General features: G+C 56.3%; 13 protein-coding genes. 5 read left to right on the top strand and 8 right to left on the bottom strand.

The window, feature by feature from the left end:
* Positions 1-135: 135 nt before the first annotated feature.
* On the bottom strand, positions 136-3,801 hold the full coding sequence (locus ACFO5Q_RS10640) for a vitamin B12-dependent ribonucleotide reductase (protein WP_068145727.1): 3,666 nt from the start codon (positions 3,799-3,801) through the stop codon (positions 136-138).
* A gap of 490 nt (positions 3,802-4,291) precedes the next feature.
* Here ACFO5Q_RS10640 and ACFO5Q_RS10635 point away from each other — a divergent pair, with 490 nt between their 5' ends.
* From ACFO5Q_RS10635 to ACFO5Q_RS10625, 3 genes are read left to right on the top strand one after another with little or no spacing between them, the layout of a single operon-like run.
* A complete protein-coding gene (locus ACFO5Q_RS10635) occupies positions 4,292-4,687 on the top strand; it encodes an NADH:ubiquinone oxidoreductase subunit NDUFA12 (protein ID WP_068145729.1) in 396 nt (131 codons plus the stop codon).
* Positions 4,688-4,720: 33 nt separating this feature from the next.
* Entirely contained in the window at positions 4,721-5,167 is a 447-nt protein-coding gene (mlaD, locus tag ACFO5Q_RS10630; protein ID WP_068145732.1) for an outer membrane lipid asymmetry maintenance protein MlaD, read from the top strand.
* Positions 5,164-5,652, top strand: coding sequence for a DUF2155 domain-containing protein (locus tag ACFO5Q_RS10625; protein ID WP_082719773.1), 489 nt, complete (start codon positions 5,164-5,166; stop codon positions 5,650-5,652). The genes mlaD and ACFO5Q_RS10625 overlap by 4 nt, the downstream gene beginning before the upstream one ends.
* Here the strand turns inward: ACFO5Q_RS10625 and aat are convergent.
* From aat to aroQ, 4 genes are read right to left on the bottom strand one after another with little or no spacing between them, the layout of a single operon-like run.
* Positions 5,589-6,248, bottom strand: a complete 660-nt coding sequence (gene aat, locus ACFO5Q_RS10620; RefSeq protein WP_068145736.1) for a leucyl/phenylalanyl-tRNA--protein transferase — start codon at positions 6,246-6,248, stop codon at positions 5,589-5,591. The two genes, ACFO5Q_RS10625 and aat, sit on opposite strands and share 64 nt — an antisense overlap.
* 15 nt (positions 6,249-6,263) lie before the next feature.
* A complete protein-coding gene (gene accC, locus ACFO5Q_RS10615) occupies positions 6,264-7,616 on the bottom strand; it encodes an acetyl-CoA carboxylase biotin carboxylase subunit (RefSeq protein WP_068145739.1) in 1,353 nt (450 codons plus the stop codon).
* 9 nt (positions 7,617-7,625) lie between these two features.
* On the bottom strand, positions 7,626-8,111 hold the full coding sequence (gene accB / locus ACFO5Q_RS10610; protein WP_068145741.1) for an acetyl-CoA carboxylase biotin carboxyl carrier protein: 486 nt from the start codon (positions 8,109-8,111) through the stop codon (positions 7,626-7,628).
* Positions 8,112-8,133: 22 nt separating this feature from the next.
* Positions 8,134-8,592, bottom strand: coding sequence for a type II 3-dehydroquinate dehydratase (gene aroQ / locus ACFO5Q_RS10605; RefSeq protein ID WP_068145745.1), 459 nt, complete (start codon positions 8,590-8,592; stop codon positions 8,134-8,136).
* Between the two features lie 127 nt (positions 8,593-8,719).
* Between aroQ and thiS the strand changes: the two genes are divergently transcribed.
* On the top strand, positions 8,720-9,709 hold the full coding sequence (gene thiS / locus ACFO5Q_RS10600) for a sulfur carrier protein ThiS (RefSeq protein ID WP_068145750.1): 990 nt from the start codon (positions 8,720-8,722) through the stop codon (positions 9,707-9,709).
* Positions 9,710-9,777: 68 nt separating this feature from the next.
* Here thiS and ACFO5Q_RS10595 read toward each other — a convergent pair whose 3' ends face one another.
* The 3 genes from ACFO5Q_RS10595 to ACFO5Q_RS10585 all read right to left on the bottom strand — a co-directional run bounded on the left by ACFO5Q_RS10595 (position 9,778) and on the right by ACFO5Q_RS10585 (position 14,912).
* The gene (locus ACFO5Q_RS10595; RefSeq protein WP_068145753.1) at positions 9,778-10,551 is read right to left on the bottom strand and encodes a DsbA family protein; all 774 of its coding nucleotides are present in this window, start codon (positions 10,549-10,551) and stop codon (positions 9,778-9,780) included.
* A 14-nt stretch (positions 10,552-10,565) separates the two neighbouring features.
* Positions 10,566-11,954 carry a M48 family metalloprotease gene (locus ACFO5Q_RS10590; protein WP_068145756.1) on the bottom strand — a complete coding sequence of 463 codons (1,389 nt, stop codon included), beginning with the start codon at positions 11,952-11,954 and terminating at the stop codon, positions 10,566-10,568.
* Positions 11,955-12,104: 150 nt separating this feature from the next.
* Positions 12,105-14,912, bottom strand: a complete 2,808-nt coding sequence (locus tag ACFO5Q_RS10585) for an Rne/Rng family ribonuclease (RefSeq protein ID WP_068145759.1) — start codon at positions 14,910-14,912, stop codon at positions 12,105-12,107.
* 509 nt (positions 14,913-15,421) lie between these two features.
* Between ACFO5Q_RS10585 and ACFO5Q_RS10580 the strand changes: the two genes are divergently transcribed.
* On the top strand, positions 15,422-16,615 hold the full coding sequence (locus tag ACFO5Q_RS10580; protein ID WP_380084352.1) for an N-acetylmuramoyl-L-alanine amidase: 1,194 nt from the start codon (positions 15,422-15,424) through the stop codon (positions 16,613-16,615).
* The last annotated feature ends 47 nt before the right edge of the window (positions 16,616-16,662 follow it).

Raw genomic sequence — 16,662 nt, 5'->3', positions numbered from 1 at the left:
ACGGCTCTGCCTGGACGTTTCTTTGCTTCTGGCCCGGCTGTTCTGACGCAGGCAAAAAAATTGGGGAAGGCAGAACCTTCCCCGAGATATCCACCCACTGGGACGGGTTAGTGGGTGGGGTAATTCTCTATGTGCCTAGCTGCAGCCGGATGTCCCGCCGCAGGTGTCGCACTTCAGGCATGTACCGTTACGAACCAGCGTAAAGTTGCCGCATTCGCCGCAGGCATCGCCTTCATATCCCTTCATACGGGCCGCAACCCGAGCGTCAACCGTTGCTTCCGTAGCACCGTTCGCCATGGCGGAACCTACAGCCACTGTGGCTACGCCGGCCGTACCTGTGGCAACAGAAACGGTCTCTAACTCTTTGCTATCCTTGGTTTCTTTCGACTTCAGAACCACAAGGTTGCTGCCGCGAACGTAACCGGAGGACGCGAATTTCTGAACGCGCTCAAGCGCTTCGGTGACTTCCTCATCCATCGCCGGCAAGCCATCGCCGCTGTCGCCGCGGCCCGTTGTGTCGGGTGCCAGGTCAGCAGGCTGAACGTGTGCGAGGTCATCGCGGCCCAGGTAGGAGATCGCCAGCTCGCGGAAGATATAGTCCAGAAGCGAGGTGGACATCTTGATGGTGTCGTTGCCTTCCACACGGCCGAATGGTTCAAAGCGTGTGAAGGTGAAGGCGTCCACGAATTCCTCCAGCGGCACGCCATACTGGAGGCCGATGGAAATCGCGATGGCGAAGTTGTTCATCAGGCTCCGGAACGCTGCGCCTTCCTTGTGCATGTCGATGAAGATCTCGCCCACGCTGCCGTCATCATATTCGCCAGTCCGCAGGTAAACCTTGTGCCCGCCAACGATGGCCTTCTGGGTGTAGCCTTTGCGGCGCTCGGGCAGACGCTTGCGCTTGGTGCCAGCTTCGCGTTCCACCTCGACAATGCGCTCGACGATCCGCTCGGTGATCACTTCGGCGCGCTCGGCAACATTCAGGTCTTCGAGCTCTTCCTCAAGATCCTCGTCGTCAAGAAGCGCAGCGTTCAGCGGCTGGCTGAGCTTGGAGCCGTCGCGGTAAAGCGCGTTGGCTTTAAGAGCGAGCGACCAGCTGAGCTCATAGGCGGCCATACAGTCATCCACATCTGCCGAGTTCGGCATGTTGATGGTTTTACTGATCGCGCCGGAGATGAACGGCTGCGCCGCCGCCATCATATGGATATGGCTCTGCCAGGAAAGCGAGCGCTTGCCGATCTTGCCGCAAGGGTTGGCGCAATCGAACACGCTATAGTGAACTTCCTTCAGGTGCGGCGCACCTTCAAGCGTCATGGCACCGCAGCAGAAGAGGTTGGCCGCTGCGATTTCTTCCCGGTCGAAGCCGATGGCGGCCAAGAGGTCGAAATTATAGTCGTTCAGCTGCTCATCCGTCAGGCCAAGCGTTTCCTTGCAGAAATCGGTACCCAGCGTCCACTGGTTGAACACAAACTTGATGTCGAACGCGTTTTTCAGCTGGGCTTCAACAGCGTCGATCTCGCGCGTTGTGAACCCGCGCTCCTTCAGCGTCTCGTGGTTGACACCGGGTGCCCCTTTGAGCGTGCTGTTACCGACGGCATAAAGCGTGATGTCGTTGATCTCTTCACCGTCGTAGCCAAGGACCTCAAGGGCCTGAGGCACGATGCGGTTGATGATCTTGAAATAGCCACCACCGGCGAGCTTCTTGAACTTCACCAGCGCGAAGTCAGGCTCGATGCCCGTGGTGTCACAGTCCATCACCAGGCCGATAGTACCTGTTGGTGCAATCACGGTGGCTTGCGCATTGCGGAAGCCGTGTTCTTCACCGATTTCAAGCGCGCGATCCCACGCTTCACCAGCGGCCACACCGATGGCTGGGTCGGTCAGGCTTTCGATATCGAGCGGCACAGGCTTGGTGTGCAGTTTCTCGTAGCCGTCATCCTGGCCGTAAGCCGCGCGACGGTGGTTTCGGATCACCCGCAGCATATGGTCGGCGTTTTTCTTGTAGCTTGGGAATGCGCCCAACTCAGACGCCATTTCGGCGCTTGTCGCGTAAGCTTCACCGGTCATCAGGGCCGTGATGGCGCCACAAAGTGCGCGGCCTTCGTCACTGTCATAGGACATACCAAGGCTCATCAAAAGCCCGCCAATGTTGGCGAAACCAAGGCCCAGTGTGCGGAATTCATAGGAAAGCTTGGCGATTTCCTTGGATGGGAACTGTGCCATCAGGACGGAAATCTCAAGCACCATGGTCCACAGGCGGCAGGCGTGCTTGAAATTCTCAACCTTGAAGCTGCCGTCCTTCGCGCGGAAAGTCATCAGGTTCAGGGACGCCAGGTTACAGGCTGTGTCGTCCAGGAACATATATTCCGAGCAAGGGTTGGATGCGCGGATGTCGCCTGAGGCAGGGCAGGTATGCCAGTCATTGATGGTGGTGTGGAACTGGATGCCTGGGTCTGCGCACGCCCACGCGGCATGGCCCACATCGCGCCACAGGTCCTTGGCGTTCACCTTGCGGGCAACGCTGCCATCTGTGCGGCTGACCAGGTTCCATTCAGCGCCGTCATTGACAGCTTTCATGAAATCGTCGGTTACGCGGATGGAGTTGTTGGAGTTCTGACCCGACACAGTCAGGTAGGCGTCCGAGTCCCAGTCCGTGTTGTAGGTTTTGAAGTCAATCGACGTGTAGCCTTGCTTGGCGAACTGGATAACACGCTGAACATAGTTTTCAGGGATCATCACCTTGCGTGCAGCGATGATTTCCTTCTTCAGCAGCTTGTTTTCCTTCGGTTCAAACGCCTTGTCGCCCATGTCAGGCTTGGCGTCATGGCACGCCTTCATGATGCGGTTCAGGTGAATTTCATTCAGCTTTGAACCTGAGACAAGGGCCGCAACCTTTTGTTCTTCAACAACTTTCCAGTTGATAAAATCGTCAATATCAGGGTGGTCGATATCAACCACAACCATTTTGGCGGCGCGGCGGGTGGTGCCTCCTGACTTGATGGCGCCCGCGGCGCGGTCGCCGATTTTGAGGAAGCTCATCAGGCCGGAGGACTTTCCGCCACCGGAGAGGCTTTCGCCTTCTCCACGAATATTTGAGAAGTTGGAGCCGGTGCCCGAGCCGTATTTGAAAAGACGGGCTTCGCGGGTCCAGAGGTCCATAATGCCGCCATCGTTCACCAGGTCGTCGGACACGCCCTGAATAAAGCAGGCATGCGGCTGTGGATGCTCATAAGAACTTTTGGACTTCACAAGCTTGCCGGTTTCGAAGTCTACATAGTGGTGGCCTTGGGCTGGACCATCGATACCGTAAGCCCAGTGCAGGCCGGTGTTGAACCATTGCGGGCTGTTTGGCGCCGCCATCTGGTTCGACAGCATGAAGCGCATTTCGTCAAAGAAAGTCTTGGCGTCGGCTTCGCTATCGAAATAGCCGCCTTTCCAGCCCCAGTAGGTCCAGGTGCCTGCGAGGCGGTCGAAAACCTGCTTGGCGCTTGCTTCACTGCCGTAGCGCTTGTCTTCAGGCATGCTCTCAAGCGCGTCCGTGTCCGCTTCCTTGCGCCACAGCCAGCTTGGCACATTTTCTTCTTCTACGGGCTTGAGGGCCTGCGGAACGCCGGCTTTGCGGAAATACTTCTGCGCGATGATATCCGTGGCTACCTGGCTCCAGTTTGTGGGAACCTCCACATTATCCATATGGAAGACGATCGAACCGTCCGGATTCCTGATTTCACTGACTGCAGTACGCCACTCCTGTCCAGCATATGGACATGACATGTCTTTGGTAAAACGGCGTTCAATACGCATGCGGTTCCCCCGTTCGGTTATCGCTCATGTTTTACTGGATTCTCGCAGCTTTTTGCGCCTGCAATACAGCCCCTGCCCAGGCGCGCGCCGTCCAGCCCCTATTTCTCTGCCAGCTACTATATCTAGTAGCCGCTCCCTTGAGTTGGCCCAATCCTATGTAGGAAAAGGCAGAGGGGACAAGCCCTATTTTTCACTTTAATGCGGTTGACATTGGCCCTTTTTATCAAGTGCGGGGGACGACTCATTGTAGCGCCATGAGTCTTTCCAAACGGGGGTGTGATTTTCACTTCGATAAAAAAAATTCAAATGGTCCTGTAACAATTCCTTCATGCTTCGCTTCGCCCGGGCGGGAAGCCGAATCAGAAGGCCCTGATTGGGAATGGCCCCGGAAATGTCACAATTGCGAAATATGGGTGTTGTTGCGGCTTTTCCTTGGGGGCCAAACGTGCTAAACGGGCGCGAATGTTCCCGTAATTGATGGAAAAAAGTAATGACTGGTCTGATTTCTAAACTGTTTTCGTCACCGATCTTCACCTGGTGGAACTCTGCCACTTTCGGCACGCGCCTTTTCACGAGCCGCAAGGGTGTGAAAGTCGGCGAAGACAGTCAGGGTAATGTCTATTATCAGGAAAAGAACGGCCATCGTCGCTGGGTCATCTACAAGAATGGGCCTGTTGAAGCGTCCCGTGTTCCAGCAGACTGGCACGGCTGGCTGCATTACACCGTTGATGTATTACCGACCGAGCAGACCGTTGAAACCAAACCTTGGGAAAAAGAGCACCAGCCGAACCTGACAGGTACGGAAAAGGCTTATATGCCTGCTGGCGCCGTAAATGCGGCTCAGCGCGCAGCAACAACAGCAGATTATGAGGCGTGGCGCCCATAAGGGTAGATCACTCCCGGCCAGCGAAAGTAGTTTATGTCGAGCAATCTTGTTGAATCTCTTATTGGCGCGCTGGTTCTGCTGATCGCAGGCTGGTTCCTTATGTTCGCCTATGAGCGCACGGACGGCGCCATGGCGGGCGGCTACACGCTGGTGGCAAAGTTTAACCAGATTGACGGTATCGGCGTTGGGTCCGACGTCCGGCTTGCTGGCGTCAAGGTTGGGTCTGTGCTTTCAAACACACTAGATACCCAGACGTTCCAGGCCGTTGTCCGCTTCTCTGTGGAGCAGGGCGTTGAACTGCCAAGCGATACGGCTGCTGCCGTAAGCCAGGAAGGCCTCTTGGGCGGCAAATACCTGCGCCTGCTGCCAGGCGGCATGCTGGAGACGCTCGCTGACGGTGATGAGATCGAGGAAACCCAGGACGCGGTTGACCTGATCAGCTTGTTCGGCAAGTTCGCAACCGGCGACAGCAAAGAATGACAACCGGCCTGCGGCATATCGCGCTGGCGTTTCTTATCGGCCTTGGCGGCCATAGCGTGGCTGCCCAAGACGCCTCCCAGGTTCCCATCCAGAAATCCGGCGCGGGGACCGCACAGGAAGCCCCGCGGGACAGCGCTGCAGACCACCCTGACAATGTTGCCCACAATGTGGTGGTGCTTCGGGCGCTCGACAAAATTACCGCACGCATCACGGAAATTGAATTGCCGATTGGCGAAGAGGCACGGTTCGGAACGCTGGCCCTTAAAGCACGCTATTGCCGCACCCGGCCGCCCATCGAACCGCCAGAGACCTTTGCGTATCTGGAGATCGACGACATCAAGCGCGATGAAGAGCGTGAACGCGTGTTCGAGGGCTGGATGGTTGCGTCAAGCCCAGCCCTTAATCCGCTTGAGCATTCGGTTTATGATGTCTGGGTGATCAACTGCAGGACGGTAGAGCCGTCCGTCGACGCCCCCAATCCATAAAAATTTGCTGAGTGAATCATCAGCGCGGCCTTGAGCATCGCCTGATATTCGTCCCGCGGCATCTCGCACGCGCCGAACTGCTTCAAGTGATCCGTTACAAACTGGGTGTCCAGAAGGATGAAACGGCCGGCCTTAAGCCGCGCCACCAAGTGCACCAGCGCCACCTTGCTGGCATCTGTTTCTGTGTGGAACATGCTTTCCCCGAAAAAGGCACCGCCAAGAGACACGCCGTAAAGGCCACCGACCAGCTCATCCTTCAGCCAGCATTCCACAGAATGGGCAAAGCCGCGTTCGTGAAGGTCTGTATAGAGATATTCAATACGTTCGCTGATCCAGGTGGTGTTGCGGCCACGGGCAGGGCGCGCGCATGCCTGCACCACCTTTTGAAAGGCCTGGTCCACAGTGACGGTGAAGCGGTCCTGGCGCACAATTTTGGCAAGGGATTTCGGGATATGAAAGCTATCAAGCGGGATGATGCCGCGTTCTTCGGGGTCAACCCAGAACAGTTCTTCGTCTTCGCGGCTTTCAGCCATGGGGAAGACCCCGGCTGCATAGGCCTGCAATAAAAGATTAGGGGTTATACTGTCGTGCGGCATAACCCCTAATATACTTTATTTTGCGTTGTGCTTTTCAAGGAATTTTTCCAGCCAGTGGATATCGTAATCCCCTTTCTGGAAGTCCGGATCGTCCATCAGGGCCTGATGGAGCGGGATAGTGGTGGTCACACCGTCAATCACATATTCCTCAAGCGACCGGCGAAGCCTGAGCAGGCAGCCTTCGCGCGTGTAGCCCGCAACGATCAGCTTAGCGACCATGCTGTCATAGTATGGCGGAATCTTGTATCCGGCATAGACGGCACTGTCACAGCGTACGTTCAGACCACCTGGTGGGTGATATTGGGTCACAACGCCTGGACTTGGCATGAAGGTGAACGGATGTTCGGCATTGATGCGGCATTCGATGGCATGGCCAAAGAAACGCACCATGTCCTGCGTGTAGCTGAGCTTTTCGCCCGAAGCGACGCGAATCTGTTCACGCACGATATCGATGCCGGTGATCATCTCCGTCACCGGATGTTCCACCTGAACACGGGTGTTCATTTCAATGAAATAGAACTCACCGTCTTCATAGAGGAACTCGATGGTGCCTGCACCGCAATAGCCAAACTCGGCCATTGCCTTGGCAACAATACCGCCCATGCGCTCACGGGTTTCACTGTCAATGACAGGTGAGGGCGCTTCTTCAAGCACCTTCTGGTGGCGGCGCTGGAGCGAACAGTCGCGTTCGCCAAGGTGGATACAGTTGCCAAAGCTGTCGCCGATGAGCTGGAACTCAATGTGCCGTGGCTTCAGGAGGAACTTCTCGATATAGACCGCATCGTCACCGAAGGCCGCCTTTGCCTCGGTACGGCAGGTTTTCAGCTTGGTCGACAGCTCTTCGGCTGAGCGAACAATCTGCATGCCGCGGCCGCCACCACCGGCGGAGGCCTTGATGATCACGGGATAGCCGATTTCGTCACACACGCGCTTGGCTTCGTCATCGTCCGTGATACCGCCCTCGGACCCCGGAACAACCGGGATACCCAGCTTTTTCACGGTTTCCTTGGCGGTGATCTTGTCACCCATCATGCGGATATGCTCGGCTGATGGGCCGATGAATGCGATACCGTGCTCTTTGACGATCTCGGAGAAGTGCGCGTTTTCAGACAGGAAGCCATAGCCTGGGTGAATGGCGTCGGCGCCTGTAATCTCAGCCGCCGAAATGATGGCTGGGATGTTCAGGTAGCTGTCGGTGGATGATGGCGGGCCGATACAGACGGATTCGTCAGCCAGCAGCACGTGCATGGCATCTGCGTCAGCTGTGGAATGCACAGCCACCGTCTTGATGCCCATTTCGTGACAGGCACGATGAATCCTGAGCGCAATCTCGCCCCGGTTTGCAATAAGAACTTTTTTAATCATCAAAAGGTGTCCCTACTCGATGATGCAAAGAGGTTCACCGAACTCAACCGGCTGGGCGTCGGCAACCAAGACCTGCTTCACGGTACCGGATTTCGGTGCCTTGATCTGGTTCATTACCTTCATGGCTTCGATAATCAGGATCGTATCGCCTTCCTTCACCTGGGAACCAACCGTCACAAACGGGTCGGCCCCTGGGCTTGGGGAAGTGTAGGCTGTACCAACCATCGGGGAAGGTACTGCGCCGGGATGGTCAGCGGGGTCCGCTGCTGCAGGTGCGGCTGCTTCCGCGGCAGGCGCTGCCGCTGGAGCCGCAGCGGGTGCCGGAGCATGAGCCGGAGCAGCCATCGCTGGTGCTGCATAATTGATGCTGGAAGGCACTTCGCGTGCAACGCGGATGCGGAGATCTTCTTCTTCCACCTCGATTTCGGACAGTGTGGATTTGTCGAGAAGTTCGGCGAGCTCGCGCACAAGCTCTTTATATTCTTTAATTTTAGACATGTAAGTAGCCTTTAACCCCTGGTCACTGATTGCCGCGCAGCATACTGGCAAACGCGTCAATCGCAAGCACATATCCGGTTGCGCCAAACCCGCAAATCACTCCCGCGGCCTGGTCGGACACGAAAGAGTGGTGACGGAATTCCTCCCGCGCGAAAACATTGGACAAGTGCACTTCAATAACTGGTGTGTTGATGGCAGCAATTGCATCCCGGATGGCGACAGAAGTGTGGGTATAGGCCGCGGCATTAAGAATTATGCCGTCGGCGCTATCACCGGCTTCCTGAATCCAGTCAACAAGTGTGCCTTCATGGTTGCTCTGTCGGAAATCCACATTCAGACCGTGGTTCTTCGCATGGTCTTTGATCATGGTGCCGATTTCAGGCAGCGTGAGGCTGCCATAGGTCTCCGGCTCACGGGTCCCCAACAGATTAAGGTTAGGGCCATTGATGACCATGATGTTTTTTTGCTGCGCTTCACTCATAATCGAATCCAAATGTTTCGACAGATCGCTTGATGCCACCTATATAATGCCATAAGCATGGCATGCAAAGCCGCTTCGGTATTTTTTTGCGGAATTTCAATTTGCGCGTAAAGGTTTGGCAGTTCAGATGCAAATTACAGTGAATGGGGAATTGAAGACAATTGGGTCGCCAGAGCGGCTTGATAGCTTTCTCGAAAGTCTGGGGCTTGACCCCACCAAAGTTGCGGTTGAACGCAATCTGGAGATCGTCCCCAAATCGACATTTGCCGATGTAACGCTCGAAGACGGCGACAAGTTAGAGATTGTACATTTTATTGGCGGAGGACTGGAAACAGTGACGCAAGAGCCTAGAGACACCTGGACCCTGGCGGGCAAACAGTACAGCTCGCGCCTGATCGTGGGCACCGGCAAATACAAGGATTTCGAAGAAACAGCAAAGGCTGTTGAGGCCTCTGGTGCTGAAATCGTTACCGTTGCTGTGCGCCGGGTGAATGTGTCAGACCCGAACCAGCCGATGCTGGTGGATTATCTGGACCCCAAAAAAATCACCTATCTGCCCAATACAGCGGGCTGTTTCGATGCCCAATCCGCGCTTCGGACGCTCAGGCTCGCACGGGAAGCGGGCGGCTGGGACCTGGTGAAGCTTGAGGTTCTGGGTGACCAGAAAACGCTTTATCCCAATATGCAGGAGACCTTCATCGCCGCAGAGGAGCTGATCCGCGACGGCTTCAAGGTCATGGTTTACTGCTCTGACGACCCGATCGCGGCCAGGAAGCTTGAGGACATGGGCTGCGTGGCGATCATGCCGCTTGGCGCACCCATTGGATCCGGCCTGGGCATCCAGAATCCAGTTCAAATCCGGCTGATGATCGAACAGGCGAGTGTGCCCGTGCTGGTGGATGCGGGCGTCGGCACGGCGTCAGACGCCGCTGTTGCCATGGAACTGGGCTGTGACGGCGTGCTGATGAACACCGCGATCGCTGAAGCGAAAGACCCTATCAAAATGGCGCGCGCCATGAAGCTGGCCGTTGAAAGCGGGCGGTTGGCCTATCAGGCTGGCCGTATGCCGAAGAAACGCTATGCAGACCCAAGCTCACCGCTCTCTGGCCTGATTTAGGGCAGGGACATGATGGTAAGAAAAAGGCCGCAGTTAGCGGCCTTTTTTGTAGCGGTGTTTGCTGGCTATTAGTTTCCGGCTGTACCGGCCTTTTCCTCGCGGGCTCTGGATACGGCTTCAACCAACCGGTTATAGCCTTCCGCGCCAACGATGATGTCATCCCCAATGATATAGCCGGGTGTGCCGTCAAAGCCGATATCCTGGCCGATAGCCAGGCTGTTTTTGACGTTCTTTTCGATCAGCTTGTCCTGCATGTCAGCCTTGAGCTGGTCAACATTGAGGCCAACGGTCGCAGCCAGTTGGTAGATTCGGTCTTCGGTCAGCTGAACGCTGTCGCCCATCATCGTGATGTGGAATTCTTCGAACTTGCCCTGTTTGTGGGCAGCCAATGCTGCTTTGGCGGCAAGAAAGGAAACCGGCGTCTGGCCGGGACGGTCCAGGATTGGATACTGACGCGGCACAAGGCGGATATTGCCATCTTCACGCACCAGCTTCATCACCGCCGGAAAATGCCGGCGGCAGAAACCGCAGCGATAATCGAAAAATTCAACAATCGTTACATCGCCATTAGGGTTGCCCATAACAGGCGCGCCTTCTTCGTTCTCAAGGAAATCGCGGTACATCTGCACAGCAGGCAGCATCTGCGCAACCGTCTGGCGGCGTTGGAGTTCGCGGATGGCCTTAACAACAATCTCCGGGTTTTCCATAAGATAGTCTTCAAGCACGCGTTCGATCTTGGCGCGCTCGGCTGGATCGATAGCTGTATCCTGGGCGTTAGCATCCGTAAGGCCGGCAAGGGGCAGGGTGGCCGCAAGGGCAAATGCGATGGGCGTAATCTTCACTGAATTATGTCCTGTTATTGGTCAAAGGCAACACGCCGGCGGCGCTGTTGCTGTTGTTGTTTTCTGAATTTTTCGGCCGCTTCCTGCGACACATAGAGAATATCCTGTGCCCGGAGCCATTCCGGGCTGCCGGTCTTAAAGCCTTCGAGGGCGCGCTGTGCATGCATCACCGCCAAGATTGGATTTCCGCCGGAATAGAAACGCTCTGCGGTCGCGAGGCTTGCTTCGGCGTCGCGGCCCATCCAGCTATAGGCTTTGGCAAGATTGAACCAGGCGAAACTGTTGCCGCGGTCTTCACGCGTTGCAGCTTCAAGGATGGGGATGGCGCGCTCCATCAGGGCCTTGTCTTCGAGTGACACCATGGCCTGTCCCATGGCTGTCGCGATCAGTGGTTCATGGGGGGCAAGCTCAACGGCCTGCTGGAAGACCGGCAGGCTGTCGCGCACGCGTCCGTTTTCAAACAGAATCTGTCCCATGATTTCATAAAAGTATGGGTTGTTGGGTTCGGCTTCCACAAGGGCGCGGGCTTCCGCCAGCGCCAGATCCCACTCAAGGGCCTTGTGATAGGCATAAACCCGGGCATAACGCGCAGGGATGCTGGTGTCGCTGGGTGGGTAAATACGTAATGTCTGGCGCGGGTTATACAGATAGCCCATGAGCTTGGCCTTCAAGCGCTGGAATTTTTCTTCCAGAACAGGGTTGGCGGGCTCTTTGAAATGTGGGTTTTTCTCGACCGCTTCCTGCAACTGCAGAATACGCGTGCGGTTCAGGGGGTGTGACCGGACATATGGGTCCTGCCGCACCTGTGCCAGAATTTCCTGGTCACGCAGTTTGTCAAAGAAGCGGATCATGCCTTCGCCGGAGATGCCAGCCTCTTCAAGGTACCGGGCGCCGGCCAAGTCGGCCTCGCTTTCCTGGCCGCGGCTGTAGGCAAGGAACTGGCCCTGCGCCATGGATTGACCGGCCATCATGATGCCCATGCCTGCATCTGCGCCCCCTGCGAGGATTGCTGCGGCACCAAGAACCATCGAAAGAATGGAGGTTGTGCCTGCGTTCATCGCGGCGTCACCTGTCCGCAAACGGTGACCACACGCAATGTGACAGGTTTCGTGGGCAATCACGCCCAGGAATTCGGTGACATCATCGGCTTCCAGAATCAGCCCGGAATGGATGAAGATATTTTGGCCGCCCGTCACAAACGCGTTGATGGAGTTTTCATGCAGCAAATACATATGGACGGAGGCGGGTGTCAGCTCCGCAGCCCGGAAGATCGGATCAGATGCTTCATGCAGGAACGCTTCGGTTTCAGCATCGCGCAAAATGGATTGCGCCCGCGCAGGCGATAGCGGGAAAGCCAGCAGGAACATAGCCAGGGCGATGATGTGTCGTTTGAAGCGTAGCAAGTCTCGTCTCCAAGTTTCCGCCCACGCTATGGGGTGGCGGCTTAATCGTCAATGAACATCCACTGACAACGCCGTGAGGATAAAGGCCTTATTAAACAGAAAAGGCGGCGAAGCTGTGGCCTCGCCGCCTTCCATCAAACTATTCGAGCCTTAGCCGAATGTGCGCTGCCACCAACCTTTACGTTTCGGGCCGCCTTCAGCCTCCGGAGCAACCGGAGCGCTTGCCTGATCAGTACCGTCGGACGTCACAGAGATTTTCTGTACAGGCTTGTCCTCAGGCTTTGGGGCTGGCTTGGCTTTCGCCGCAGGCTTGGCTTTCTCTGCCTTGGCAGGGGCTTCCGCCTTGCTGTCCGCTTTGCCGTCGACCTTGGCGTCAGTTTTAGGCTCTGCCTTTGGCGCGGCTTTACGCGTGCGGCGCTTCGGCTTTTCCTCTGCTTTGGCGTCATCGGCTTCCGGCTTGGCTTCTGCCGCTGTTTCAGCTTTTGGCTCAGCGGCCTTGCGGGTCCGCGTGCGGCGCTTCGGCTTTTCCTCTGCTTTGGCGTCAGCTGCTTCCGGCTTGGCCTCTGCCGCGGCTTCCGCTTTTGGCTCAGCGGCCTTGCGGGTGCGCGTGCGGCGCTTTGGCTTTTCTTCTGCTTTGGCGTCGTCCGCTTCCGGCTTGGCCTCTGCCGCGGCTTCCGCTTTTGGTTCAGCAGCCTTGCGGGTGCGCGTGCGGCGCTTCGGCTTTTCTTCAGCCGTGGCGTCCGCTGCTTCTGGCTTGGCTTCTGCCGCGGCTTCCGCTTCCGGCTCAGCCTTCTTGCGGGTACGCGTGCGGCGCTTCGGCTTTTCTTCCGTTTTGGCCTCAGTCGCGTCTGGGGCAGTTTCAGCGGCAGCCGGTTGAGATTCAGATGCGCCTTCCTCTGCTGCAATTGGGGGTTCTTCGCCCTCTACTGCTGGACGGTCATCACGGCTACGACGGCGGCGGCCACCGCGACTGCCACGGCGACGGCGCGGTTTACCTTCGCGGGTTTCATCCTGATCGCCTTCGTCATTGCGTTGGCCTTCGGCGTCGGAATCGTCGCCTTCGCCTTCATCCTGCTGCGACTGTGTCTGCTGGTCCTGGCCATCCTGCGGGCGATCGCCACGACGGCGACGACGGCGACGACGGCGCTTGCGGCGCGGCTTATCGTCGTCAGAGCTTTCTTCGTCACGATCACGCTGTGGTGCGCTGGTTTCCTGCTTGACCTCGGGTTCTGCGGGCAGGCTGTCTGGCGTTACGGCGCTTTCTGTAGGGGCGTCAGACTTGGCGCCCGGTGTGATGGCTTCACGTGTGATTTCGATCTCGGAAGGGCCATAGGATGGCGTTCCAGTAACCTCGATGGTGAAGTCATAGCGTGATTCGAGCTCAGAGAGCATGCTGCGCTTTTTGTTCAGTAGATAGATCGCAACCTCTGGGCTGGCCATGACGCGAACGATTGAGCTACGGCCCCGAATGCCTTCTTCCTCAAGCTGACGCAGAACCATGAGTGAGGCGGATTCGACTGAGCGAACAATACCTGTACCGGAGCAATGCTCACAGGTTTCCATGCTAACTTCAAGGAGGTTAGGGCGCAGGCGCTGGCGAGACATTTCCATCAGGCCAAACGAAGAGATGCGCCCCACCTGGATGCGCGCACGGTCAGACTTCAGCACGTCTTTCATGCGGCGCTCTACAGCACGGTTATTGTTGCGCTCTTCCATATCGATGAAGTCGATCACCACAAGGCCAGCCATGTCGCGCAGGCGAAGCTGGCGTGCAACTTCCTCTGCTGCTTCAAGGTTTGTCTTGAGGGCTGTTTCCTCGATATTATGTTCGCGGGTGGACCGGCCGGAGTTGACGTCGATCGAAATCAGCGCCTCGGTCGGGTTGATAACGATATAGCCGCCGGATTTCAGCTGCACCACAGGCTGGAACATGGCCTCAAGGTGGTTTTCCACCTGATAGCGATGGAACAGCGGAATGCGGTCCTTATAGTGCTGAACCTTTTTGGCATGGCTAGGCATCAGGAGCTTCATGAAGTCCTTGGCTGCACGGTAGCCTTCTTCGCCTTCCACCAGAATCTCGTCAACCTCACGCGTGTAAAGGTCGCGGATCGTGCGCTTGATCAGGTTGCCTTCCTCATACACGAGGGTAGGGGCAACGGATTCGAGCGTTTTTTCACGGATGCCGTTCCACAGGCGCATCATATATTCATAGTCGCGCTTGATTTCGGTCTTGGTGCGCTTCATGCCCGCGGTGCGGACGATCAGGCCCATTTCCTCAGGCACTTCCAGGTCAGAAATCATCTTCTTCAGGCGCTTGCGGTCTGTGGCGCTTGAAATCTTACGGCTGATACCGCCCGAGTGGGTAGAGTTTGGCATTAGCACGCAGTAGCGGCCAGCGAGCGACAGGTAAGTGGTCAGCGCAGCGCCTTTGTTGCCGCGTTCTTCTTTCACAACCTGAACGAGAAGCACCTGGCGGCGTTTGATTACTTCCTGAATGTTATATTTGCGCTTGAGCGCCTTCAGACCACGACGACGGGCAGCGGCTTCTTCGATTTCCGCGTCTTTTTCGTCTTCGTCGCCAGCCTGGATTTCGGTTTCGCTACCGTCTTCATTGGCTTCGTCCTCAGGAGCCGCGACGATAACGTCATCTGCCTCGGATTCTTCCGCAACAGCCTGGACTTCTTCCGCCAGGATCTGTTCACGGTCTTCAACCGGGATTTGATAATAGTCTGGGTGGATTTCGCTGAAAGCAAGGAAGCCGTGGCGATTGCCACCATATTCAACAAAGGCCGCTTGCAGGGAAGGCTCCACACGGGTTACGCGTGCGAGGTAGATATTCCCTTTTAGTTGGCGTCTTGTTGCTGATTCGTAGTCAAATTCCTCTACGCGGCTACCTTTGATAACAGTAACGCGTGTCTCCTCTGGGTGACGCGCGTCGATAAGCATTCTTGTCGACATATATTTGTTCTCCGGACTGGCTGCCGCGCGGGCACGCCCTCTTTTCGAAGGGGGGCGCAGGCAGGGTCCAATGGGTATGATTTTACTGTAGGTGTGGAGTAGGCAGTCCCCGGAAAGGTACCGGCCAAAGCAAAACGCCGCCGTTCACTGAGTAGTGTACGACGTGAAAAATCTGTTTTCGATGCGCAAAGCCTTTTGGCCATTGCCGGTTCTTGTCCTTATTTGGCCTTGGGGTCGATGGCGATCTCATTTTAAATTTTGAGACCGCGAGAGCGTCCCGTCAAGACCGCGACCTGCCGCCTAAAGCGGCCGATCGATAAACTCGCAAAGCTAAAATAGTGAAACCCAAGATGCTTTACAATCGAAATTGTTCCATCTCGGCAATAAAACTGTATAAGGACAGGAAAGACGGATGGGATTTGTTTCTCTTGAGCGATTAAGCCGTTATTCATACTATGATGACAATAGTCACTATGAATTGACCTGTTTTTTCGGGGAAGAGTGTGGTTTTGCGTAGAATAATGCGACTGTTTCTGTGCCTCAGCCTTATGCTTGCTGGAACGAGTGCGCTTCTTGCAAAAGATATCGATATTTCCGGCATCCGCTTTGGCCAGAACGGGGAAGTGACCCGTTTTGTGCTAGATGTGTCGGAAAAGGCCGAACCCAGCATCTTCCTGCTTGCTGATCCTTACCGTGTGGTGATTGACCTGCCAGAGGCCGATTGGCGCGCAAGCGACAAGGTCAAAGGGGAAGGGGCCGTCGACGGCTTCCGTCACGGGCTATTTGCACCGGGCATTTACCGTATCGTACTGGATCTTAAGGCCCCGGCCATTGTCAAAAAGTCTTTTCACTTGGCGCCGCGTGGCGGTTATGGCCACCGGTTGGTCATTGACCTGGAAACCACATCGCGAACCCAGTTCCTCACTGCTGTAAAAGACAGCAAGAAGGCGCGACCGGTTATGGTTTCCAAGGCGACGCCTGATGTGGTTAGTCCGCGCCGCAGCGTAACCGGCAAGCGGATTATTGTTATTGATGCAGGCCATGGCGGGCCTGATCCAGGCAACCTGGGTGTTATTGGTGTCCATGAAAAGGTGATTGTCCTTGCGATAGCGCGCGCAGTGCGAGACGAACTTAACGCAACGGGCCGCTATGACGTTCGGATGACCCGCGACCGTGACATATTCTGGCCGGTGCGTGAGCGGTTCCGGATCGCGAGACGGCATGGTGCAGACCTTTTCATCAGTATCCATGCGGATTCTATCAGTAAGCCGAATGTGTCGGGTGCCAGTGTCTATAACCTGTCAGAGACGGCATCGGATAAGGAAGCGGCTCGGTTGGCAGCGCGCGAGAACAAATCAGATGTGATTGCAGGCGTGAACCTTGAGCAGGCAGATGACGAGGTGTCATCGATCCTGATCGATCTGGCGCAGCGTGAAACCATGAACTTTTCTGCGCAGTTTGCAGCTATTCTGGTCTCTGAGCTTGAGCGGGATGTGCCGATGCTCAGGCGCGGTCATAGGTTCGCAAACCTTGGCGTGTTGAAGGCGCCAGACGTTCCGTCTGTTCTGCTGGAAGCCGGCTACCTTACCAACAAGCAGAATGCGCGTTTTCTCAATAGCCGTGACGGCCAGCGCCGCATCGCCAAGGCTGTGCGGCGGGCAATTGACCGGTATTTCGAGCAAATGGTAGCGCTAGGCCGCTAATTGCCTTATCTGCGACACATTCTGTTGCCATCTATGGCATGGGACAT

It is taken from the genome of Kordiimonas lipolytica (genome assembly GCF_042651265.1).
Classification (GTDB): domain Bacteria; phylum Pseudomonadota; class Alphaproteobacteria; order Sphingomonadales; family Kordiimonadaceae; genus Kordiimonas; species Kordiimonas lipolytica.
This window is presented reverse-complemented; position numbering and strand designations above follow the sequence as displayed.

What these genes read in the sequence shown, in the direction of transcription:
- ACFO5Q_RS10640 (WP_068145727.1), bottom strand. Translation starts at nt 3,801, where the DNA reads ATGCGTATTGAACGCCGTTTTACCAAAGACATGTCATGTCCATATGCT.
- ACFO5Q_RS10635 (WP_068145729.1), top strand. Translation starts at nt 4,292, where the DNA reads ATGACTGGTCTGATTTCTAAACTGTTTTCGTCACCGATCTTCACCTGG.
- mlaD (WP_068145732.1), top strand. Translation starts at nt 4,721, where the DNA reads ATGTCGAGCAATCTTGTTGAATCTCTTATTGGCGCGCTGGTTCTGCTG.
- ACFO5Q_RS10625 (WP_082719773.1), top strand. Translation starts at nt 5,164, where the DNA reads ATGACAACCGGCCTGCGGCATATCGCGCTGGCGTTTCTTATCGGCCTT.
- aat (WP_068145736.1), bottom strand. Translation starts at nt 6,248, where the DNA reads ATGCCGCACGACAGTATAACCCCTAATCTTTTATTGCAGGCCTATGCA.
- accB (WP_068145741.1), bottom strand. Translation starts at nt 8,111, where the DNA reads ATGTCTAAAATTAAAGAATATAAAGAGCTTGTGCGCGAGCTCGCCGAA.
- aroQ (WP_068145745.1), bottom strand. Translation starts at nt 8,592, where the DNA reads ATGAGTGAAGCGCAGCAAAAAAACATCATGGTCATCAATGGCCCTAAC.
- thiS (WP_068145750.1), top strand. Translation starts at nt 8,720, where the DNA reads ATGCAAATTACAGTGAATGGGGAATTGAAGACAATTGGGTCGCCAGAG.
- ACFO5Q_RS10585 (WP_068145759.1), bottom strand. Translation starts at nt 14,912, where the DNA reads ATGTCGACAAGAATGCTTATCGACGCGCGTCACCCAGAGGAGACACGC.